16 protein-coding genes, 1 pseudogene and 1 riboswitch are annotated in these 17,453 nt (G+C 52.5%); of the genes and pseudogenes, 14 read left to right on the top strand and 3 right to left on the bottom strand.

Annotated features, from left to right (window positions below):
- Positions 1-870 precede the first annotated feature (870 nt).
- From crcB to BZJ18_RS11465, 8 genes are all read left to right on the top strand, one after another.
- The gene (crcB, locus tag BZJ18_RS11500) at positions 871-1,251 is read left to right on the top strand and encodes a fluoride efflux transporter CrcB (protein ID WP_069586806.1); all 381 of its coding nucleotides are present in this window, start codon (positions 871-873) and stop codon (positions 1,249-1,251) included.
- Between the two features lie 56 nt (positions 1,252-1,307).
- Positions 1,308-1,407: riboswitch (TPP riboswitch) on the top strand.
- Positions 1,408-1,500: 93 nt separating this feature from the next.
- Positions 1,501-3,477, top strand: coding sequence for a phosphomethylpyrimidine synthase ThiC (gene thiC, locus BZJ18_RS11495; RefSeq protein WP_077456853.1), 1,977 nt, complete (start codon positions 1,501-1,503; stop codon positions 3,475-3,477).
- Entirely contained in the window at positions 3,474-4,136 is a 663-nt protein-coding gene (thiE, locus tag BZJ18_RS11490) for a thiamine phosphate synthase (RefSeq protein ID WP_077456851.1), read from the top strand. Before thiC ends, thiE begins: the two co-directional genes overlap by 4 nt.
- Positions 4,126-4,893, top strand: coding sequence for a HesA/MoeB/ThiF family protein (locus BZJ18_RS11485; RefSeq protein ID WP_077456849.1), 768 nt, complete (start codon positions 4,126-4,128; stop codon positions 4,891-4,893). The genes thiE and BZJ18_RS11485 overlap by 11 nt, the downstream gene beginning before the upstream one ends.
- Entirely contained in the window at positions 4,877-5,074 is a 198-nt protein-coding gene (thiS, locus tag BZJ18_RS11480; protein ID WP_046074603.1) for a sulfur carrier protein ThiS, read from the top strand. Before BZJ18_RS11485 ends, thiS begins: the two co-directional genes overlap by 17 nt.
- A 2-nt stretch (positions 5,075-5,076) precedes the next feature.
- Positions 5,077-5,850, top strand: a complete 774-nt coding sequence (locus BZJ18_RS11475) for a thiazole synthase (protein WP_077456847.1) — start codon at positions 5,077-5,079, stop codon at positions 5,848-5,850.
- Positions 5,850-7,001 carry a 2-iminoacetate synthase ThiH gene (gene thiH, locus BZJ18_RS11470; protein WP_077456845.1) on the top strand — a complete coding sequence of 384 codons (1,152 nt, stop codon included), beginning with the start codon at positions 5,850-5,852 and terminating at the stop codon, positions 6,999-7,001. Before BZJ18_RS11475 ends, thiH begins: the two co-directional genes overlap by 1 nt.
- Positions 7,002-7,014: 13 nt before the next feature.
- Positions 7,015-7,245: a glutaredoxin family protein gene (locus BZJ18_RS11465; RefSeq protein WP_069361819.1), complete on the top strand. Its 231-nt coding sequence runs from the start codon at positions 7,015-7,017 to the stop codon at positions 7,243-7,245.
- Positions 7,246-7,298: 53 nt separating this feature from the next.
- Here the strand turns inward: BZJ18_RS11465 and BZJ18_RS11460 are convergent, their stop codons facing one another.
- On the bottom strand, positions 7,299-9,086 hold the full coding sequence (locus BZJ18_RS11460) for an aminopeptidase P family protein (protein WP_077456843.1): 1,788 nt from the start codon (positions 9,084-9,086) through the stop codon (positions 7,299-7,301).
- 63 nt (positions 9,087-9,149) lie between these two features.
- The gene (locus BZJ18_RS11455; protein ID WP_077456841.1) at positions 9,150-10,130 is read right to left on the bottom strand and encodes a LysR family transcriptional regulator; all 981 of its coding nucleotides are present in this window, start codon (positions 10,128-10,130) and stop codon (positions 9,150-9,152) included.
- 98 nt (positions 10,131-10,228) lie between these two features.
- On the opposite strand from BZJ18_RS11455, the gene BZJ18_RS11450 reads away from it, so the two are divergent.
- Together BZJ18_RS11450 and tsrA are read left to right on the top strand one after the other, a co-directional pair.
- Positions 10,229-11,434, top strand: coding sequence for a multidrug effflux MFS transporter (locus BZJ18_RS11450; protein WP_077456839.1), 1,206 nt, complete (start codon positions 10,229-10,231; stop codon positions 11,432-11,434).
- Positions 11,435-11,642: 208 nt separating this feature from the next.
- The gene (tsrA, locus tag BZJ18_RS11445; protein WP_069588237.1) at positions 11,643-11,936 is read left to right on the top strand and encodes an H-NS-like global regulator TsrA; all 294 of its coding nucleotides are present in this window, start codon (positions 11,643-11,645) and stop codon (positions 11,934-11,936) included.
- Between the two features lie 65 nt (positions 11,937-12,001).
- Here the strand turns inward: tsrA and BZJ18_RS11440 are convergent, their stop codons facing one another.
- Entirely contained in the window at positions 12,002-12,913 is a 912-nt protein-coding gene (locus BZJ18_RS11440) for a DMT family transporter (RefSeq protein ID WP_077456837.1), read from the bottom strand.
- A 257-nt stretch (positions 12,914-13,170) separates the two neighbouring features.
- On the opposite strand from BZJ18_RS11440, the pseudogene rmuC reads away from it, so the two are divergent.
- The 4 genes and pseudogenes from rmuC to ubiB all read left to right on the top strand — a co-directional run.
- Positions 13,171-14,301: pseudogene (rmuC, locus tag BZJ18_RS11435) on the top strand (DNA recombination protein RmuC); the annotation flags it as partial.
- A gap of 74 nt (positions 14,302-14,375) precedes the next feature.
- Entirely contained in the window at positions 14,376-15,143 is a 768-nt protein-coding gene (gene ubiE / locus BZJ18_RS11430) for a bifunctional demethylmenaquinone methyltransferase/2-methoxy-6-polyprenyl-1,4-benzoquinol methylase UbiE (protein WP_069588234.1), read from the top strand.
- Between the two features lie 9 nt (positions 15,144-15,152).
- Positions 15,153-15,764 carry a ubiquinone biosynthesis accessory factor UbiJ gene (locus tag BZJ18_RS11425; protein WP_069588232.1) on the top strand — a complete coding sequence of 204 codons (612 nt, stop codon included), beginning with the start codon at positions 15,153-15,155 and terminating at the stop codon, positions 15,762-15,764.
- Positions 15,764-17,410 carry a ubiquinone biosynthesis regulatory protein kinase UbiB gene (gene ubiB, locus BZJ18_RS11420; protein WP_077456835.1) on the top strand — a complete coding sequence of 549 codons (1,647 nt, stop codon included), beginning with the start codon at positions 15,764-15,766 and terminating at the stop codon, positions 17,408-17,410. The genes BZJ18_RS11425 and ubiB overlap by 1 nt, the downstream gene beginning before the upstream one ends.
- Positions 17,411-17,453: the final 43 nt, after the last annotated feature.

Raw genomic sequence — 17,453 nt, 5'->3', positions numbered from 1 at the left:
GTGAATCATCAAGCTTCTCGTAATCCGATAAGAGATAGCTGAGAACATGCAAACGACAAAAAAGGCGTGTTGGGGGCTGGGTCGCCAGCCCGGTCGAATCCCTCTACCCCTGCCAAATACCAAAGCATCGACATCGTCGGTGCTTTTTTTGTATGTGAATCATCAAGCTTCTCGTAACCCGATTAAGGGTAGGTGTGAACATACAAACGACAAAAAAGCGTGTTGGGGGCTGGGTCGCCAGCCCGGTCGAATCCCTCTACCCCTGCCAAACATCAAAGCATCGACATCGTCGGTGCTTTTTTGTATGTGAATCATCAAGCTTCTCGTAATCCGATAAGAGATAGCTGAGAACATGCAAACGACAAAAAAGGCGTGTTGGGGGCTGGGTCGCCAGCCCGGTCGAATCCCTCTACCCCTGCCGGTCGCCAGCCCGGTCGAATCCCTCTACCCCTGCCAAATACCAAAGCATCGACATCGTCNTTTTTGTATGTGAAGTGAACATACAAACGACAAAAAAGCGTGTTGGGGGCTGGGTCGCCAGCCCGGTCGAATCCCTCTACCCCTGCCAAACATCAAAGCATCGACATCGTCGGTGCTTTTTTGTATGTGAATCATCAAGCTTCTCGTAATCCGATAAGAGATAGCTGAGAACATGCAAACGACAAAAAAGGCGTGTTGGGGGCTGGGTCGCCAGCCCGGTCGAATCCCTCTACCCCTGCCAAATACCAAAGCATCGACATCGTCGGTGCTTTTTTTGTATGTGAATCATTAAGCTTCTAGCACTCCTAACCCTCTTCCCTTTTTCTTCCTCCTGTTTCTTGTTCACATGTCGCGGTATGATGACTTTTTACCAATCGAAAGGGGCACCCAGTGGTAAGCATATTGTGGGTAGGACTTGGTGGCGCATTAGGGGCGTCTTCGCGTTTTTTAGTTTCAGAGTGGAGCGTCGCGGTGTTTGGTCGAGGATTTCCTTACGGCACCCTCATGGTTAATGTGCTGGGCTCATTAGCGATGGGTGTCTTTTTAGCGGCGATGAGCCAAGAGCTGATTGCCCCAGTGCCTTGGCGTCAACTGATTGCGATTGGCTTTTTGGGCGCGTTCACCACCTTCTCGACCTTTTCAGTGGATACCTTGCTTCTTTTTCAACATGGTGAGACGGTGAAAGCCTTGTTAAACGTGGGTCTCAACCTTGCGTTATGCTTAGGAGCGGCCGCGATGGGGGCTTGGTTGCTAGGACGCATTACTGGGTAGGTAAAAACATGCCATTACGTCGCTTGTTGTTGCGGCGGTGATTTCTTATACTGGCGTTGAACTTGTCGGAGTGCCAATTGGCTGAGACCACGTGAAGTGGGATCCGTTGAACCTGATCTGGTTAGGACCAGCGAAGGGAACAAGAGATGCATCAGATCACAGACCGTACGCGTCTGCCAGTTTGCTCACATCTCAATTCAGCGTTTTCCGGCAAGCATTAATTCCCATAATGAACACCGGAGTAATGCTATGTCGACCCGTAAACAGGCCCGTCTTGAGGCCAAATCTTTTATCGATTCCCTCTCTGCGCAAACCTACCCTAACTCGGAAAAAGTCTATGTCGAGGGATCGCGACCCGATATTCGCGTAGGCATGCGCGAAATCCACCTTTCTCCGACTTTTGTGGGCGGGAGTAAAGATAATCCGCAGTACGAGGCAAATGAATCCATTCGGGTTTATGACACATCAGGGCCTTATACCGACCCACAGAGTGCTATCGATATTTACCAAGGCTTAGCCCCAGTGCGCAAAGCCTGGATTGATGAGCGTGCCGATACAGAGTTTCTTGATGCAGTGAGCTCAGACTATGCGCAGACTCGCCTTAGTGATGAAACCTTGGATGATCTTCGCTTTAGTGCCTTACCGTCTATCCGTCGGGCGAAACCTAACCAATGTGTGACTCAACTTCACTACGCACGCCAAGGCATTATCACCCCAGAGATGGAATTTATCGCTATTCGAGAAAATATGGGTCGCCAGCAGTATCGTGAAGAGCAGCTCAATCGCCAGCACCCAGGGGAAAGCTTTGGTGCTCACTTGCCATCAAACATCACTCCCGAATTTGTGCGCCAAGAAGTTGCTGAAGGGCGTGCGATTATTCCTGCCAACATTAACCACCCAGAAGCGGAGCCAATGATCATTGGGCGTAACTTTCTCGTGAAAGTGAATGCCAATATTGGTAACTCGGCGGTGAGCTCTTCCATTGAAGAAGAAACCGAAAAGTTGGTGTGGGCGACCCGTTGGGGCGCGGATACGGTGATGGATTTATCGACCGGACGCAATATCCACGAAACCCGCGAGTGGATTTTACGTAATAGCCCAGTCCCGATTGGCACTGTGCCTATGTATCAGGCGCTTGAGAAAGTGAATGGCATTGCCGAAGACCTGACTTGGGAAGTGATGCGCGATACCTTGATAGAGCAAGCCGAGCAAGGGGTCGATTACTTTACCATTCACGCTGGGGTGCGTTTGCACTATGTGCCCATGACCGCCAATCGCGTGACTGGGATTGTCTCGCGTGGTGGGTCGATTATCGCCAAATGGTGCTTGGCGCATCATCAAGAAAGCTTCCTCTATACCCATTTTCGTGAAATCTGCGAGATTTGTGCCGCGTATGATGTATCGCTGTCGCTAGGCGATGGATTACGTCCCGGCTCAGTGGCTGACGCGAACGACGAAGCGCAATTCAGTGAGCTACGTACTCTAGGCGAGCTTACCAAGGTGGCATGGGAATACGATGTGCAGGTGATGATTGAAGGCCCCGGCCATGTGCCCATGCATATGATCAAAGAGAACATGGACGAGCAGCTCACCCATTGCCATGAAGCGCCTTTTTATACTTTAGGCCCGCTGACTACTGATATCGCGCCTGGTTACGACCATATCACCTCCGGGATTGGTGCGGCGATGATTGGCTGGTTTGGGTGTGCGATGCTTTGCTATGTCACGCCCAAAGAGCATCTGGGTCTGCCCAATAAAGAGGATGTTAAAACCGGACTGATTACTTACAAGTTGTGCGCGCACGCCGCCGACTTAGCCAAAGGACATCCGGGCGCGCAGGTGCGAGATAACGCCATTTCCAAAGCGCGCTTTGAATTCCGCTGGGAAGATCAGTTCAACCTTGCTTTAGATCCGGTGACGGCGCGTGCTTATCACGATGAAACACTGCCTCAAGAGTCCGGCAAGGTCGCGCATTTTTGCTCCATGTGTGGGCCGAAATTCTGCTCCATGAAAATCAGCCAAGAAGTCCGAGATTATGCCAAAGAAAATGGCTATGCCGCCGCGGGTGAAGCGATTGATGTCACTATGCTGGAAGACCCGTTAGCAGGCATGCAGCAAAAATCGCAAGAGTTTCGAGAAAAGGGCAGTGAGCTCTACCTGCAAAAATCCCATCATTCGTCACCACAAGGCGCTGAGGTAGCGGACAGCGATAAGGTGGAGTCATGAGCCTGACCCCATTTGCGCCTATGTCTGAAGGTATAGGCCCATTATATCCGGTAGTGGACGATGTGGATTTGCTCGAACGCTTGCTTTGCTTGGGGGTGAAAACCGTGCAACTGCGTGTGAAGCAGCCAGCGCATCCACAATTGCTAGATTGGATACAGCGTGCGGTGGCATTGGGCCGCGCGCACCATGCGCAGGTGTTTATCAACGATCACTGGCAGCTCGCGCTTGAGGCTGGCGCCTATGGCGTTCATCTGGGGCAGCAAGACTTACAAGAGGCGGATCTTGACCGGCTTGCGCGGCAAGGCGTGCGCCTTGGCGTATCGACACGCAGTCCCGAACAACTCGCTGCAGCGATTGACCTCTCGCCCAGTTATCTTGCCATCGGCCATATTTTTCCCACCACTACCAAACAGCTCGCCGAGCCGCCGCAAGGCATTTCTGCGTTAGCACAGCAGGTGGCGACTGTGGATGGCCGTTTCCCGACGGTGGCGATTGGCGGTATTGATCTCGATCGAGCCCCTGACGTTTGGCGCACCGGCGTGGACGCCATTGCGGTGGTCCGCGCTGTGACGCAAGCGCCTGATTTAGCGGCGCGCATTGACGCATTTAATCGCTGTCTTAATCCATCAAGACAGCAAGGAGGGCGTGATGCTATCTGACAGTGAATACCTGCGTTATAGCCGGCAAATCATGCTGCCAGAAGTTGGAGAGCGCGGGCAGCAGGCACTGAGCAAGGCGCGCGTGTTGATGGTCGGTGCCGGTGGGCTTGGAACCACCGCGGGCCTCTATCTTGCAGGCGCTGGCGTGGGTCAGTTAGCGATTGCTGACTCAGACCACGTTGAGCTATCTAATTTGTCGCGTCAGGTGGCGTATCGGGATGAGCAAATCGGCACCGATAAAGCCGCAGCGCTAGCCGCTAACTTGGTCGCGCTGAATCCACATTGCCAGTGCCGAGCCATCAATGCCTATCTAGAAGGTGAGCGTCTGGAGCTTGAAGTGGCGATGGCGGATGTGGTTCTCGATTGCAGTGATAATCTCGCCACTCGTCATGCGGTTAACCAAGCATGTGTAGAGGCAGGTACACCCTTGGTGAGCGCAGCGGCGATCGGTTGGCAAGGCCAGTTATTGGTTTATCAACCGCATAGCGCATGTTATGCGTGCGCCTTCGCAGACGTGACGCTTTCCGAACCCACACGCTGCGCTGAAGCTGGGGTCATGGGACCTGTGGTCGGCATGATGGCCACCGCGCAAGCGCTGGAAGGGATAAAACTGTTATTAGGACAGGCGGTCGGGACCAATCGCTTGTCACGGTTTGATGGACAAACCATGACATGGCAGCACTTTTCGCTGCCTGTGCATCCGCACTGTGCGATTTGTCAGCCAAAGCGGGAGGTAAGCGATGCAGTTAACCATTAATGACACGCCTACAGAGGTCAATGCCACGACCGTCGCGCAATTGATTGAGGAGATGAAGGTGCCGGCTGAATCAGTCGCGGTCGCGCTAAATCAGACCATTATTGCGCGTGATGCTTGGTCGTCCACGTCACTCACCGCTGGCGATAGCTTGGCGGTCTTTCAAGCGATTGCCGGAGGATAATTATGTTAACCATTGCGGATACGACGTTTTCATCTCGGCTGTTAACAGGCACCGGCAAGTTTGCCAGTCGCAAGACCATGGCCGAATCACTGGCGGCCAGTGGTACTGAACTTGTCACCATGGCGCTAAAGCGAGTCGATGTGCATGCTATACAAGACGATATTTTAACCCCGCTGCGCGAGCTCGGTGTACGCCTGCTGCCCAATACCTCAGGGGCGAAAAATGCGCAAGAAGCGGTCTTTGCGGCGCGTCTTGCCCGAGAAGCATTGGGAACGCATTGGGTGAAGCTGGAAATTCACCCCGACCCCAAATATTTGATGCCTGATCCGATTGAAACTCTTCAAGCGGCGAAAACGCTTGTGGATGAGGGGTTTGTGGTGCTGCCATATTGTCATGCCGATCCTGTGCTGTGTAAGCGCTTGGAAGAGGTGGGATGCGCGGCGGTGATGCCCCTTGGCTCACCGATTGGATCCAACCAAGGGCTGGCCTCAATGGCGTTTCTCGACATCATTATCGAGCAAGCTCGCGTGCCGGTGATCATTGATGCCGGCATTGGTGCACCGTCAGATGCGGCGTTAGCGATGGAGCGCGGCGCTGATGCGGTATTGGTCAACACCGCCATTGCCACGGCTGGCGATCCGATTGCCATGGGCGCAGCGTTTAAACAAGCGGTTGAAGCCGGACACTGTGCGTATCGTGCTGGGCTGGCGGGCACACACAATCACGCCCACGCGTCTAGCCCCTTAACCGCGTTTCTTGACGCTAAGGAGGCGTGATGAGCTTTTCTGAGCGGTGGGCGGCACTCGATTGGGATCATCATCGCCTTTCGATTTACAGCAAAACGCGCCAAGATGTCGAGCGGGCGCTGGCTAAATCTTCGCGTAATTTGGACGACTTCGCTGCCCTGATCAGTCCTGCCGCTGAAGGCTACCTTGAGGCCATGGCTCAGCAATCTGCGGCGCTGACGCGGCAGCGGTTTGGCTACACCATGGGGTTTTACATTCCGCTGTATCTCTCCAATTTGTGCGCCAACGTGTGTACCTATTGCGGTTTTTCGATGGAAAACCGAATTAAACGGCGCACGCTGGATGAAGCCGAGATCGCCGCCGAGTGTGAAGCGATCAAAAAAATGGGCTTTGACAGTGTGCTATTGGTGACCGGTGAGCATGAAACCAAGGTAGGGCTCGAGTATTTTCTCCGCGCCTTACCCTTGGTGAAGCGATACTTTCATCATGTGGCGATGGAGGTGCAGCCGCTGGATACCGAGGCATATCGCGCCTTGGTGGCACAGGGTGTGGATGCGGTGATGGTTTACCAAGAAACCTACCACGCTCCAACCTATGGGAAACACCACAAGCGCGGGAATAAAACCGACTTTCACTACCGGCTGCAAACCCCAGATAGGTTGGCACAAGCAGGGGTCGATAAGATCGGTCTCGGCGCCTTGATTGGCCTTGAGGACTGGCGCACCGACAGCTTTTTTACCGCCCAGCATCTGGATTATCTGGAAAAGCAATACTGGCAAAGCCGCTATTCGCTATCTTTTCCGCGCTTACGTCCTTGCGCGGGGGCGTTACAGCCGAAATCGGTGATGACGGACAAGCAGCTGGTTCAGCTGATTTGTGCCTATCGGTTGTGGAATCCGCAGGTAGAGCTGTCGCTATCGACACGAGAGTCCCCCCACTTTCGCGACAATGTGCTGCCCCTTGGGGTCACGAGCCTATCCGCGGCGTCAAAAACCCAACCGGGCGGTTACGCGAACCCTGAGCCACAATTAGAGCAGTTTGCCATCAGTGATGAACGGAGCGCGGCAGAGGTGGCCGCCAGCGTCCGAGCCCTCGGTTTTGAGGTGGTATGGAAAGATTGGGATAACATCTACGATATCGCGCGTCAGGCGCAAATGGCTTCACAAACGGCAGTGGGTTAGCGACAATGCGGGCATGAAACGTATTACTGTATATGTAGGTCCACGCTGTCCTCACTGTGAGGCGGCCAAAGCTTACTTGGATAAAAAAGGGCTGCGTTATCGTGTTGTCGATACAGCCACGCCCAAAGGTAAGAAGCTGCTGGCGGCAACTGGCTCGCGGGGTGTCCCGGTGATTTGCATTGGCGATACCACCTTGCGCGGCTTTTCGCCCAAAGCGGTCGAGAAAGCCCTGAAAGGGGAATAAAAAAAGCGTCCAATCGGACGCTTTTTGTTTTTCATACTCGGTGAAGACGCGACTTAACGGCTTAGTGGCGCGGTCGCTTGTTTTAACCAAGCTTGGTCTTGATCATCGAGGTGCGGGCTGATTTCATCCCACACGGTTTGATGATAGCGATTCCACCACTGGATTTCCGCCTCGCTGAGTAAGCTCACATCGACCAAACGACGATCGATCGGTGCACGCGTGAGTGAGGCAAATCCGAGCATCGTCATGTCACCCTCGGTGGGCTTTTCTTCAATCAACTCGAGGTTTTCAATCCGGATCCCAAACGCGTCGGCGCGATAGTAGCCCGGCTCGTTTGACACCACCATGCCTGGCAATAGCGCGACGCTATTGGGCGCTTTGGAAATGCGCTGCGGACCTTCGTGCACGTCCAAGAAATGCCCGACACCGTGACCGGTGCCATGGTCAAAATCATAGCCGTGTTGCCACAAATACTGGCGTGCTAAGGCATCAAGCTGGCTGCCTGAGGTGCCTTTCGGGAACAGCGCAGTGGCCAGCGCAATATGCCCTTTAAGCACCAGCGTGAAGGCCTTTTTGATCTCAGCGCTGCATTCGCCCACCGGCACGGTACGGGTAATGTCGGTGGTGCCGTCATAGTATTGACCGCCTGAGTCGACCAAGTAGACGTTGTTGCTCTCAATCACGCTCGGTTTAGGCTGATTGTTGTGGTTATAGTGACACATGGCCGCATTGCCACCGGCGGCGGAAATGGTATCAAAGCTTAAGTCGACCAGTTGATCGTCTTGTTGGCGGAATTGATACAGGGTGTCCGCGAGCACGGCTTCATCAGGGCGTTCACCGGCGTCGACTTGACGGTCAAACCACGCCAAGAAGCGGGTCACGGCAACACCATCGCGCACGTGACAGGCACGCATACCGGCGATTTCTTGCGGGTTCTTGGCCGCTTTTTCAAGCGCACATGGGTCTTGCGCTTCCACCACGGTGACTTGCGCTTGTTGGAGCGTGTCCAGTGTCCACGCATTGGCACCGTTTGGGTCGACCAATACACGTTGACCGCTCAGCGCTTGCAGGGCATCAACCAGGCTATCAGGGGGCGCGACACTCACGCCTTGGCCCACGTGTGCATCAAAGCCGTCGGGGAGACGGTCAGGGTCGATAAACACGGTGACGTCACCGGATTGCTTGATAATCGCTTGGGTCAGTACCACGGGCAAACGTGGGATATCGCGACCACGGATATTGAGCAGCCAACAGACGGCATCTGGTTGAGTGAGTACCGCGGCATCAAGATTCTGATCGGCTAACTGCTGGCCAATGGTTTGACGTTTATCTAAGCTGGCGCGGCCGGTTTTCTCTTCACCCAGTAAAATGGCAGGGCTATTAAGCGGGGCGGGACGATCGTCCCACAAGCTTTCAATCGGGTTTTGCTCAACACTCACCAATGTCAAAGCCCCATCCAACGCGCGTTGGGTACGTTTGTACCAAGCAGCGCTATGCATGCGAGCGTCGATAGCCAGCTTGGCACCTTTTGGCAATTGTTGCTGGGCCCATTGCACCGGTGGCTCATCAATCAGGTGGCAGTAGTCAAACAGGCCGGCGGGGACTTGCTTACGGACTTGAACCACATAGCGGCCATCAACAAAAATCGCCGCCTTGTCGCGGGTGATCACCGCAGCGCCTGCTGAGCCGGTAAAGCCGGTCGCCCAGTGGAGACGTTCGTTGTGCTCAGGCACATACTCACCGAGATATTCGTCTTCATGGGGGATGAGTAGGGCGTCATAATCGTGTTGAGCCAGCCAGTGTCTTAGCTGTTCAATACGCTTGGTAAGGGTCGCGTCCATTATTCTTCCTTCTTTGTATGGGGTGAACTTGCCATGTTCGGCCACGCGTAAAAAACCAGTGGGTTAGACCCTAGCGCGATTGGCGATAGGCTGCAATTTTGCTGAGCTAAATTGCTGACAGCGTGAAATAATCAAGGCTTTCAGCCATTGGTGCCCCGGGTCATTTTCTTGATTTTGATGCCAAAACAAGGTGTACGCCATCGGCGGTATTGGCGTCGGTAACGGCCTTACCACCAAATTGAGCGACGCGGCAATATAATGCGCAAACTGGCTTGGTGAAGTAAACACCAGGTCGGTATAGGTACACAGGCTCGCCGCACTGTTGAAATCTGGCACGTACATGGCAATGTCACGCTCAATATTACGCTCTGCCAGTTTATAGTCCAACAGCCAGCGGTCATTCCCATCACACTTCACCTGTACATGTCGCAGTCCAAGGTAACGCGCTTCATCCCATGGGCCCTTGAGCGCCGGGTGATCGGCGCGCATCAACACACACTGGTGATCTTGGCAAAGCTCTTGGTAGCGTACGCCTTTGGGCGGCATCATGGTCAACATGGCATCGGCGGGATTTAAATCTTTACCGGTAATACCAAAATCGATATTGCCGCGGGCGAGGCCATCAAAGGTGGTTTGATCCCAAGCGGCGGTATTAAGAGTGATAGCTGGAGCCGCTTCCAGCATATCGCCAATAAACTGTGGCAGTAGCAATGGGTAGGCGCTCTCGACGAGGGCAAAGCGAAAACAGCGGTCACTTAAGTGTGGCTGAAAGTGGTCCGGCTCGGTCATCGCCGCAACATCATTGAGTAAAGCCCGTAATTTTGCCTGTAAGGCTTGCGCCCGAACGGTGGGTTTAAGCCCGTGGGCCGCTCGCGTAAAAAGCGGATCGTTAAATTGCGCTCTTAGCCGGGCTAAGTTTTTACTCACTGCCGATTGGCTTAAGTGCAGGCGTTTTGCCGCCCCCGTGACATTGCACTCTTCCAACAATACATGTAAGCACACCAATAAGTTAAGGTCGGTACGCTGCAGCTGGTCCAAATCCATTAAAGGTATTCTCCTTAGGAATAACTGCTTTTACTATAAACCATTATGGTTCATATCCTGAAGCCACTATACTGCGTGCCTGTATAGAGGAGTAACCAATGTCACACACTGATTCACCGACATCGAATCGCTTACTGGTCGCCTTAATGGTGTTACTGGTGCTGTTTAGCCCGATGGCGATTGATATTTATTTACCGGCGTTGCCGCATATGGCGGGGGACTTTAACGTTAACCCGACGTTGGTACAGGACACCATCACTTGGTTTATGTTTAGCTTAGGCTTAGGTCAGCTGTTCGCTGGGCCGTTGGCTGATCGCTTTGGTCGCAAACCTGTAGCCGTCATTGGCATACTGCTCTATGGACTGAGCTCTTTGATGGCGTGGCTCGCCACCTCGATGGATATGATGCTGGTGGCGCGTTTGCTGCAAGGTTTTGGCGCGTGCGCGACTTCCGTGTGTGCATTTGCAGCGGTGCGTGACCGATTCGGTGCTGAGCGCAGCGGCCATATGATTAGCTATCTTAATGGCGCGATTTGCTTTGTTCCTGCCTTGGCGCCGCTATTGGGGAGCTGGCTTACCCAAGTCTTTGACTGGCGCGCTAACTTCACCTTTATGCTCGGTTATGCGGTATTAGGGTTGGTATTAGTTATGGTCTTTTTGCCCGAGACACGCCCGGCGCACACGGACACCTCGGGTCGCCTATTTAGCGTACGCCGTTATTGGCAAGTGCTACGCGTACCAACATTTACCTACCACATCATCCTTTGCATGCTGGCCATGGCGGTGATCTTAGCGTATGTCACCTCCGCGCCTGTATTACTGATGGATAGATACGGTATTTCCATGAACAGCTTCACTTTTTGGTTTGGTGCTAACGCGGCACTAAACATTGCCGCGGCGATGTTAGCGCCGCGCTATATGGAAAAATTTGGTAGCCGCCGTGCGCTCAATATTGGCTTGATGATGCTGGTAGGCTCGGGTGGGCTGATGCTGGCATTAAGCGCTATTGCGACGCCTTGGGCCTTTATGTTGCCGATTTTTACCTCATCATTTGGCTTTGCTTGGGTGTTAGGCGCGTCAGCCGGCGCCGCTTTAGCCCCATTTTCTGACCGTGCTGGCACAGCGGCAGCCTTGCTGGGATTGTTCCAAATGAGTGGCGCAGGGCTTTTGGTCAGCTTAACCCAGCGCTTGGGGTTATCGGCCAGCGATCTGATGACAGTGCATATGTGGCTCTTGTTGCCCGGTCTCGTGATTTTATGGTCCCCAGTTGGGAAGCAATGGCATGCAGCAACGGTAAAACGGTAAGAAAATCAATAAAAACAACGTCTCAGTTGGCAAGGTATAATAAGACGTGCAAAACGCAGGGGTCTCGACAACCCATCATCCCTTTTCGCTGGCTCCGGCCAGCGTTTTTTTATTTTGCTAAAAGTGCGTGGTTCGGAGTATATTTACTAAGCAAATCGAATTAACGCTCATTCCTTTTCGTTTTTATCTCAAAGGTCAGTTACACACTATGTCATTATCGACAATCGAAATGGCGCGCGTCCTCGAACAACTTGAGGAGTCGCCAGAAAAAATCATGTTTGGCAAATTACTGCAAGAATTAGGTAGCCAAAGTGAAGAGCGTGTACGCAGTGCTGCACGTCAAGTGCCACTGAAATACTTGCGTGAACTGGTTTACCAATTTAATTCTGTGATTGAAGAGCGCCGTTCTGAGCGCATTGAAGAAATCACTCAAGGCTTACTGCAAGATGGACTCTCTGCTGACGAGCTCTATCAGTACATGACACAGCGTAAAGTTGGCTAACCCTTAGTCCACACTGTGTGATTGTGGCGCCCATAAGGTGACGCCACTGAGCTTTACATGAATGACTATGACGACGCACTGGCAGCGGACGGTTTGCCACGCTTGCCTGTGCGCTGTTGAATTAATAATCCCACCACAATACACATCAAACCAATTAAAGTGCTTAGATGAATGGTCTCACCAATAATGGTGGTGAGTAATAGCAGCGAAATAAACGGTGATATAAATATCAGATTACTGATCCGAGAGGTATTCTGAGTATATTTCATTGCGCTAAGCCACAGCATAAATGTCACGCCCATTTCGAAAAGACCGACGTAACTCACCGCGAGCCACCCTTGCCATGGAATGCCTTGCCATGATGCGGTTAGCCCCGCCAAAGTAAGAGAAATGGGTAGCGAAAGGATAAAGCTTAATAATATCCCGACGACAGGATCGGCAGCGTTTTTAGTATTTAATATCCAGTACCCAGCCCATAGTAGTGTCGATAATAATGCCAACCCAATCCCTAATGGGCTATCAAATTGCAGCGAAAATAACTGTCCCTTGGTGGCAATGATCACCACGCCGAAATACCCCAATGCCGCAGCAATCCAATCTTGACGACGAATCGTCTGCCCTAAGAAAAGCGCTGCCATCAACGTTAAGGTAATGGCCCAGCTGTAATTTAAAGGCTGCGCTAATGAGGCAGGTAATAGATCGTACGCTTTAAATAGGACTAAGTAATAAATCAGTGGATTGACGAGTCCCAATACGAGGTAGTAACCCGGTCGCGCGCGAAAGGTTGGCCAGATGGCGCCCAATTTGCCTTGGAGCGCGGCAATGGCGAGTAGGATCACCACAGAGACGACACTGGCGGCGGCCAGCATCTGTATGGGCGACATATAGCGTAGCGTTATCTTAAATGCGGTGGCGACGGTCGACCAAAGTAAGACGGCTGATAGGGCGAATATCAGCGCCTTGCGCTCATCATGCATGCTGCGTCCTTGCGGTTATGCCAGTGTTTTTAGGCAGTCTACGGGATCCCGAGTCTCTGAGATAGACTGGACATTTATCCAGTGTGCGATTAGCCTTTGCTGACATAACTGACTGTAAAATAGAGACCTCGCTATGCTGGATGGCTTGTCGTTAACCTCATTGCATTTCATTGCGTTTTTACTCGGGGCGGGCGGTACCTGTGTGCTCGGTTATGCGGTGCATCGACGCGTGCTCGCGCAATACCAACATTGGTATCGAACAACAATTACACGCTGCGCAAGAAAAACAAGCATTGCTCGAAAATGCAGAGGAACGCTTACGCGCCCAATTCGAACAGCTGGCCAATCAAGTGTTTGAACAAAAAGTTCACTCCGTTGACGAGCAAAATAAAATGAGTCTCGAGACCTTACTCGGGCCGCTGAAATCGCAATTAGAAGGGTTTAAAAAGCAAGTAACCGACAGTTTTGGCGAACAAGCCAAAGAGCGTCATACCCTCATTCATGAAATCAAAAATCTGCAGCAATTAAACGCAGATATGACTCGCGAAGCTCATAACCTTACCCAAGCCCTTAAAGGGGATAACAAACAGCAAGGTAACTGGGGCGAAGTGGTGTTGGCGCGAGTGTTAGAAGAATCCGGTTTGCGTGAAGGGCATGAATACCATACTCAAGTGAACCTTGAGAATGAGCAAGGCAAACGCTATCAACCGGACGTGATTGTCAAATTACCGCAAGACAAAGATGTGGTGATCGATGCCAAGATGGCATTGGTGGCCTACGAGCGTTATTACAATGCGGAGTCCATTGTCGAGCAAGATGCGGCGTTGAAAGAGCACGTGCAAGCTATCCGCGCCCACATCCGTGGCCTTGGACGCAAAGACTATCACCAACTGCATGGCGTGAAGACGCTGGATTATGTGTTGATGTTTATCCCTGTGGAGCCTGCGTTCCAAATTGCCATTGAAGCCGATCCTAGTCTGATTCGTGAGGCGATGGATAACAATATTATGTTAGTTAGCCCCACCACCTTGCTGGTGGCGTTGCGTACCATCAATAACCTTTGGCGCTACGAATATCAAAATCAGAACGCCAAACAAATTGCAGAGAAAGCCAGTAAGCTCTACGACAAGGTACGTTTATTTGTCAGCGACATGGAAGGGTTGGGGAGCGCATTGGGCAAGGCGAACGACAGCTATCATGGCGCGATGAATAAGCTCAGCCAAGGTCGAGGCAATATTCTTCGCCAAGCCGAGGGCTTTAAAGCCCTTGGCGTCGAGGTAAAGCGCGATATCAGTCCAGCGCTTGCGAATGCGGCATTAACCTCTTTTTCTCCCCAAGGCGCAGATGAAGACGATCCGGTGTCTGACATCTCGTCTGTGAACAAATAGAAGAAACTTGGTCCCGCGCTTGGAGTCCGGATGGGCGATAAAGTAAACTAGGGCCAACACGTTAGGGGATTAACATGACAGATAAACAAACGCATCAGGACCAAGAGACCATCGACTTTGGCTTTCAGCAAGTTAAACGCCAAGAAAAAGAAAGCATGGTAGCCAATGTATTTCACTCGGTGGCCGCAAAATATGATCTGATGAACGACGTCATGTCGATGGGCATCCATCGGATATGGAAGCGTTTTACCATTGACTGCAGTGGCGTGCGCGCAGGGCAGAAAGTTCTCGACTTAGCCGGTGGAACGGGCGATTTGACCGCCAAATTCTCGCGTCTGGTCGGTGAGAGCGGAGAAGTGGTACTCGCCGATATCAATAACTCCATGCTGAAAGTGGGCCGAGACAAACTGCGTGACAAAGGCATTGTGGGCAATGTCAGTTACGTACAAGCGAACGCCGAAGCGTTGCCATTTCCCGATGATCACTTTGACTGCATCACCATCGCGTTCGGCCTGCGTAACGTCACCGATAAAGATGCGGCCTTGCGTTCGATGTTCCGTGTGCTCAAACCGGGGGGACGTCTGTTGGTCTTGGAATTCTCTAAACCAGTCGTCGCGCCGCTTTCCAAAGTGTATGACGCCTACTCATTCCACGTCTTGCCGAAAATGGGCCAGCTTATTGTCAACGATCCAGATAGCTACCGCTACTTGGCCGAGTCGATTCGCATGCACCCTGATCAAGAAACATTAAAAGGAATGATGGAACAAGCCGGGTTTGAACAAACCAGCTACCACAACCTGACCGGTGGCATTGTCGCCCTGCACCGCGGATTCAAATTCTAAGGAGCCAGTATGGCCTTTGATTCTCTCGTGTGTGCCGCCTTGGAGACAGCATTAAATGGCGTGATCACACGCGATGCTGATAGCCAGCGCCGTTTGGCGCGCCTCAAAGGCCGTACGATTCGCGTTTCTTTGCAAGAGTGGAATAAGCAATTTGTCTTCGCGTTCAGCCAACGTGTGGATGTGCTCAGCCACTACGAAGCACAGCCTGACTGTGCACTCTCTCTCTCGCTTGCCGCGCTGCCTAAACTGCAACAAAAAGCCAATATTACCGCGCTGATCAAAGCTGATCAGCTGACGCTTGATGGCGATATCGATGTCGCCCAGCAATTCTCGCAACTGCTCAGCGGGTTGCAGTTTGATATTGCCGAGTGGCTCTCGCCCTATATGGGGGATGTGATGGCACATACTGTGGTGAGTCACGCCCAAAAGCGCTGGCAGCAAGCGAACCAACTTGCCTCGCGTCAGCAGCGCTACCTTGGCGAGGTATTAACCGAAGAATGGCGCGTGGCGCCGGGACCATTGGAAGTGGCTTACTTTTCGGATCAAGTCGATGAGATCCGCAGTGATGTTGCCAGACTTGAGGCGCGTTTTAAGCAGTTGGCTGAACGGATGGAGTCCTAATGACGCTCAGTGAAATTCGTCGTTTATATTTTATTATTCGCACCCTGCTGCTTTATGGGTTAGACGCCTTGTTGCCTAAGCAGCCGATCACCCGCTTAGCGCACCTGGGGCGCCAGTCTTTATTTTGGTTGAAAAACCAGCACCCCGATAAGTCGGTGGGTGAGCGACTGCGTTTGGCGCTGCAAAGCTTGGGCCCGGTGTGGGTGAAGCTTGGCCAGATGATGTCGACGCGCCGTGATCTTTTTCCCGCCGATATCGCCAACGAGTTGGCCCAGCTACAAGATAAAGTCGCGCCGTTTGATGGCCACAAAGCCAAGGCGCAAATCGAAGCCTCGCTGGGTGGCCCACTGGAGACCTGGTTCAGCGACTTTGATCCTAACCCACTCGCCTCCGCGTCGATCGCGCAAGTGCATACTGCCACCTTAAAATCGAATGGGCGTGAAGTGGTGCTGAAGGTGATCCGTCCCGATATCTTGCCGGTTATTCAAGCTGACTTGCGCTTGATGTATCGCGTGGCACGGCTGGTGGCGCGTTTTCTGCCCGATGCTCGCCGGTTAAAGCCGGTTGAAGTGATCCGCGAGTATGAGAAAACCTTGCTTGATGAGCTGGACTTAATGCGCGAAGCGGCCAACACCATTCAGCTGCGCCGCAACTTTGAAAACGACCCCGCACTGTATGTGCCTGAAGTATTCAGTGACTACTGCCGCAAAGACGTGATGGTGTCTGAGCGTATCTATGGTATTCAAGTGTCGGATATCGAAGCGCTGGAAGCGAATGGCACTGATATGAAATTGCTCGCCGAGCGCGGGGTTGAGGTCTTCTTTACCCAAGTATTCCGAGATAGCTTTTTCCATGCGGACATGCACCCGGGCAACGTGTTTGTCTCCTACGAACACCCGCATGACCCACAGTGGATTGGACTGGACTGCGGAATTGTCGGTACCTTAAATCGCGACGATAAACGCTATTTAGCGGAAAACTTTATCGCGTTCTTTAACCGTGATTATCGCAAAGTCGCTGAGTTGCACGTCGATTCTGGCTGGGTGCCGCATGACACCAATGTGGATGATTTTGAGTTTGCCATCCGCACCGTATGTGAGCCTATTTTCGAAAAACCGCTGTGCGAAATCTCGTTCGGTAATGTTTTATTGAACCTATTTAACACCGCGCGCCGTTTTAATATGGAAGTGCAGCCACAGCTGGTACTGTTACAAAAAACCTTGCTCTACATCGAAGGACTGGGGCGTCAGCTCTACCCGCAGTTGGATCTCTGGACCACGGCCAAGCCGTTTTTAGAGTCGTGGATGAAACAGCAAGTGGGGCCACAAGCGGTGTGGGCGGCGGTCAAAGAGAAAGCGCCATTTTGGGCTGAGAAGCTACCCGAGATCCCAGAGCTGGTGTATGACGGATTGCGTCAAGGGCGACAAATCAACCAACGGCTCGATGCTTACTATCATGGTTATTTGCAAACACGGCAACGTCATTCACGCGCCACTTACATGCTCGGTATTGGCGCCACCTTGCTACTGACAGCAACCATACTGTTTGCCAATCAGGTAGAGGTCTTACCTTCGGTCGCAGCCGGCGGCGCGGTGATTTTTTGGTTGTGGGGTTGGCGACTTTGTAATAAAACCTGTAATAAATAGCAGCTACACTGCTGCGTTCAATTGATGTAAACCAACACGTGGA

This window comes from Salinivibrio sp. IB872 (genome assembly GCF_001995345.1).
GTDB classification, from domain to species: domain Bacteria; phylum Pseudomonadota; class Gammaproteobacteria; order Enterobacterales; family Vibrionaceae; genus Salinivibrio; species Salinivibrio proteolyticus.
Note: the sequence above shows the minus strand (reverse complement) of the source record. Positions and strands in the feature narration are given on the sequence as shown.

Bases quoted from the DNA above. Each gene is read 5' to 3' on its own strand.
- BZJ18_RS11450 (WP_077456839.1), top strand. From the start codon at position 10,229: ATGTCACACACTGATTCACCGACATCGAATCGCTTACTGGTCGCCTTA.
- tsrA (WP_069588237.1), top strand. From the start codon at position 11,643: ATGTCATTATCGACAATCGAAATGGCGCGCGTCCTCGAACAACTTGAG.
- thiE (WP_077456851.1), top strand. From the start codon at position 3,474: ATGAGCCTGACCCCATTTGCGCCTATGTCTGAAGGTATAGGCCCATTA.
- thiC (WP_077456853.1), top strand. From the start codon at position 1,501: ATGTCGACCCGTAAACAGGCCCGTCTTGAGGCCAAATCTTTTATCGAT.
- BZJ18_RS11465 (WP_069361819.1), top strand. From the start codon at position 7,015: ATGAAACGTATTACTGTATATGTAGGTCCACGCTGTCCTCACTGTGAG.
- BZJ18_RS11485 (WP_077456849.1), top strand. From the start codon at position 4,126: ATGCTATCTGACAGTGAATACCTGCGTTATAGCCGGCAAATCATGCTG.
- BZJ18_RS11455 (WP_077456841.1), bottom strand. From the start codon at position 10,130: ATGGATTTGGACCAGCTGCAGCGTACCGACCTTAACTTATTGGTGTGC.
- BZJ18_RS11425 (WP_069588232.1), top strand. From the start codon at position 15,153: ATGGCCTTTGATTCTCTCGTGTGTGCCGCCTTGGAGACAGCATTAAAT.
- ubiB (WP_077456835.1), top strand. From the start codon at position 15,764: ATGACGCTCAGTGAAATTCGTCGTTTATATTTTATTATTCGCACCCTG.
- BZJ18_RS11440 (WP_077456837.1), bottom strand. From the start codon at position 12,913: ATGCATGATGAGCGCAAGGCGCTGATATTCGCCCTATCAGCCGTCTTA.
- BZJ18_RS11460 (WP_077456843.1), bottom strand. From the start codon at position 9,086: ATGGACGCGACCCTTACCAAGCGTATTGAACAGCTAAGACACTGGCTG.
- thiH (WP_077456845.1), top strand. From the start codon at position 5,850: ATGAGCTTTTCTGAGCGGTGGGCGGCACTCGATTGGGATCATCATCGC.
- thiS (WP_046074603.1), top strand. From the start codon at position 4,877: ATGCAGTTAACCATTAATGACACGCCTACAGAGGTCAATGCCACGACC.
- BZJ18_RS11475 (WP_077456847.1), top strand. From the start codon at position 5,077: ATGTTAACCATTGCGGATACGACGTTTTCATCTCGGCTGTTAACAGGC.
- ubiE (WP_069588234.1), top strand. From the start codon at position 14,376: ATGACAGATAAACAAACGCATCAGGACCAAGAGACCATCGACTTTGGC.